Annotated in this window: 2 protein-coding genes; both read left to right on the forward strand. The window is 33.2% G+C overall.

Features of this window, described 5'->3' with window-relative positions:
* Window positions 1-549: 549 nt before the first annotated feature.
* Window positions 550-1,320, forward strand: a complete 771-nt coding sequence (locus ACFIL3_RS09425; protein ID WP_375682152.1) for a hypothetical protein — start codon at window positions 550-552, stop codon at window positions 1,318-1,320.
* A 101-nt stretch (window positions 1,321-1,421) separates the two neighbouring features.
* On the forward strand, window positions 1,422-2,201 hold the full coding sequence (locus ACFIL3_RS09430; protein ID WP_375682153.1) for a hypothetical protein: 780 nt from the start codon (window positions 1,422-1,424) through the stop codon (window positions 2,199-2,201).
* Window positions 2,202-3,116: the final 915 nt, after the last annotated feature.

Genomic DNA, 3,116 nt, shown 5'->3' on the forward strand with positions numbered 1-3,116 from the left:
AGTCTAAAATGTGTTATTAAAAGAAATTAACAGAAATCTTAAAAGCCATTTAGTGACAAAATTGATAGGTTATAAAGCTAAAAATACGCATAATGAGAGCGTTTCTAAAATATTATAAATGTATAGATTCAGAAAATACGCAATCGTTTCACAAAGCCCGTAATATAGCTTTAAAAGCACATAAATATAAAAGAAGCAATTAATAAGCATAAGATATTATCAATACATAACGTATTAAAAAAATAAGAAAAAATATCAAAAAAGATAAAATATTATTTGACAATAAATACGTATTTTGCTATATAAATAATCAAGTGCTTAACAACACTAAACAGTAAGCGAATAGGTTGCGATAAACCTAATCCTATTAAAAACTGACTATCTTTTATGCTTTTGTTAGCATATACAGTGATTTTGTCGGGTGTAGTTACACCATACAATACCCATTTATGGGAAAAGTGTAACGACGGACTTACTGCCGTGTTTGTTAGCACCCGGCGCCTCTATAGAGATGCCAATAACAAACATTTAATCAGTAAGGTTTTAATTATGAAAAATATATCAAAAAACACCCCCGTTATCTCTAATATTTCAAATGAAACCACGTCTGTTAATCAACAAGAGCCTGCAAAAAAATACGAATTTATTGATGATTGTGAATATATCGATGGTCATTTCTTAACTCGAATTAGAGCCTTAAGAGATTTTGATGATGTCAAAAAAGGCGATTTAGGGGGGTATATTGAAAATGAAAGCAACTTATCTCATGAAGGTAATTGCTGGGTGTATAATAAAGCTCGGGTCTTTCAAAATGCACGCGTCTTTGGAAATGCTAAAGTAAAAAGCTTTTTTGTTGATGTCTATGGTAATGCTCAAATTTATGGGAATGCTATTTTTGAAGGTCTGACATTAAAGGACAATGCAAAACTGTCTGGTAATGCGCATGCTAACAACGCCGTTGTAATTGAAGGCAATGCACAAATTTATGATAACGCCCGTGTCACTGATCATGCTCATATTTCCGATAATGCTGTCATTTGTGATGATGCTCATGTCGGAGGCAATGCAAAAATAAGTGGCTCTGCTTACATTTGTGATGAATCACGTGTTTTTGATGATGCTGTTATTTGTGATGCTCTTGTCTCAGGCAATTCTTACATTCATAGCAATGCCTCTTTAACAGCTAATGAAGATATCTGTGATGATGCATATCCTGAGTTTGGGAGCGAAGATGATTATTATCGTCATGAGTATTATGCTGATTTTGAAGGGTATTATGACGATGATAATGACAGCGAATATGAAAGTGATGCTGCGTAAATGACACGCGCGGGCGCGGCGGGGGCGCCTGCTTTCCAACCCAATTTTTCCATTTCAAATTTTATCAAACGTTTATCACATTAGATTGTGAGGGTCTTCTTATGTGCAAAAAATATGAATTAACCAGTGAAATCAAAAAAATCAAACATGCTCTTACTCGAAATATTATAAACCTTTATCGCATTAAAGCTTTAAAAGATTTTGATGATATAAAGGCGGGGTCTTTAGGCGGCTTTATTGAAAAGGAAGTTAACCTATCCCATGATGGCAATTGCTGGGTGTATGATGAGGCTTGTGTCTACGGTCATGCAAGAGTGTATGATGATGCAAAAATACGGCATTATTCGCAAGTCTGTGGTCAAGTTTATGGCAATGCTGAAGTCTATGGAAAGGCTTTTATCTCTCAATATGCAAAAATTTATGACCATGCTTTTGTCTATGGCAATGCTCATGTTTATGGCAATATTTATGGTAATGCTCATGTGAATGGTAGTGCCCGCATTCTTGCTGATGCTCATATTTATGATCATGCGCATGTTTCTTATGATGCTACGGTTTTTAGTTATGCACGCGTTTATGGTCATGCCAAGGTTTGTGGCTCTGCTTGCATTTATAGCCATGCAAAAATTTATAATTATGCTGTTATTAATGGTCGTGCTAAAATTTATGGCAAGGTTTATGGAAATGCTTGTGTGAGTGGCTCTTGTGAGATTTATGGCTCTGTTTATGGCAATGCTAAAATCTCATATTGTGCAACGATCTGGGGGCGTGCTTATGGCAATGCAAAAATCAATAAAAAAAGCAAAGTAAGGTTGGTTCCAAAAAATTGTGAGGTGTATGAAAGAGATAATGTTGTCAATATAACTGATAAAACAGAATAAAAAGAGACATGGGGGTGTGCATTCTTTATGGTTATAAACGCATATAAAATGCATTGCTATAAACATATCATAAAAGAGAGAGTAACATAAAAAAAGCCGTGTCAAATGATATGACGCGGCTTTCAAATAGCGTTTCTTATTGATTAAAATGAATCATCCACAATGGAGTAATGAATGCATATATACAAAACGTATCATATTGCAAGCGCTCTATGAGAGATATGAAAACTTATCAAAAGAAACGTAAATGTGCGTATGATCTTTAATCACTCATTTGAATGAGAGAACCTATAACGCTTGTTATGGCTATTAAACGTATCAAATAAATCAAAATGCTCGGTAGCTTTAACAATCCAATCAAAAGAACATGCATATTAAGTGAATATCTTATAACAAAACGGTTTTTTACATTTACGAGCATTGGTTTTTAAAAGCAGATTTTTATAAGATAAATAAACAAACGCTTTTATAAAATGTAAGGTTTGCAAGATTTTGCTCTGCTGTGAAAGCTAAATCTTAGTTTTCTCATAAATGAAACGTTTTTAAGAGCAAATGATAACTAAGTTATAACTGTTATAAAAAAAGTTTTAACGTTTCTTATAAAGATCTCATTTTATGTTTCAAACGTTTAAACGTGCATTTAAAGAGGTTCTCATAAGCGTATTTGTACTTTTCATTAAAACCTAATTTCTTTAAATATTAGCCGGTCCATTTTTGGAGGCATTATCTTAGAATAGAGCATTCTTTAAACATTACAGCTTTTGACTCAAAATTAAGTAAAAACCCATACCTTATGATGTTACAATGGTTTTGAAGTTTGTTTGCTTATCTTTGTCTTAATAGCTGCCCCCAAATTTGGAAAGAGCTCATTTGGTTTCGTATTTTTAAACTATAACTTTTAAAACGTTTTTAGTA

This window comes from Bartonella sp. CE47NXGY, from assembly GCF_042195415.1.
Classification (GTDB): Bacteria; Pseudomonadota; Alphaproteobacteria; order Rhizobiales; family Rhizobiaceae; genus Bartonella.

Excerpts from the sequence above, each read along its gene's own strand:
- ACFIL3_RS09425 (WP_375682152.1), top strand. The coding sequence starts at position 550 with ATGAAAAATATATCAAAAAACACCCCCGTTATCTCTAATATTTCAAAT.
- ACFIL3_RS09430 (WP_375682153.1), top strand. The coding sequence starts at position 1,422 with ATGTGCAAAAAATATGAATTAACCAGTGAAATCAAAAAAATCAAACAT.